We start from the raw sequence: 761 nt of genomic DNA on the forward strand, positions 1-761 counted from the left end.
CGCGATCGCCACCCCCGTCCCCGGCGCCCCCACCGCGGCCAACAATGACAACCCGACCAGCGGCCCGCACGCCGCCCCGAACGTGTTGGCCGCCATCGCGAGGCCGCTCCACCTGCCCCGCTCGTCGAGCCCGGCCGCGACGCCCAGGACGTAGGTCGTGACCGCCTGACACGACGCGTTCCAGCCCAACAGGCTCACCGCGTACAGCGTGAAGCCCCCCGCCGGCGCGAGGGTCAGGGCGAGCCCGGCCAGACCGCCCGCCCCCACCGCCACCACGAGCGGCACGGTACGCGGCCGACCACGCCCCGCCGCGGTCGCGACCAGAACCCCCGCCACGCCGGCCAACAGACACGCGGCGCACAACGTGCCGACCGTGCCGGTGGACAGACCCACCCGATCGGTGCCGACTCCGGCGGCGATGGCCCATACGGCGTTCATGGCCACCGAGCGCACACCCACCGCCCCGGTCAGCATGAGACCGGCGGCACGGTGCGGCGCCGGATCGACCGCCGAGCCGGCGCGCGCGGCCGATCCGGCCGCAGGCAGGTGACGCACCATCAGGAGCGCGCCGATGCCGACCGCCGACATCAGGCCCACGGTGGCCCCGCGGCCACCACCGAGGAGCGGGACGAGCGCGTAGAGGAACGTCCCGGACAGGGCGACCGCGAGGAGGGCGACGCCGGACGTCCGGCCGGGGTCGGGGGTGCCGGCCATCGCGGCGGTCGCCACGGTGAGCGCGATCCCGCTGCCGGCGCCGCCGA

The 761-nt window shown here is 76.9% G+C and carries 1 pseudogene; it reads right to left on the reverse strand.

The window, feature by feature from the left end:
- Nucleotides 1–761: pseudogene (locus GT354_RS38530) on the reverse strand (MFS transporter); the annotation flags it as partial.

This window comes from Streptomyces sp. SID3343, assembly GCF_009865215.1.
GTDB lineage: Bacteria > Actinomycetota > Actinomycetes > Streptomycetales > Streptomycetaceae > Embleya.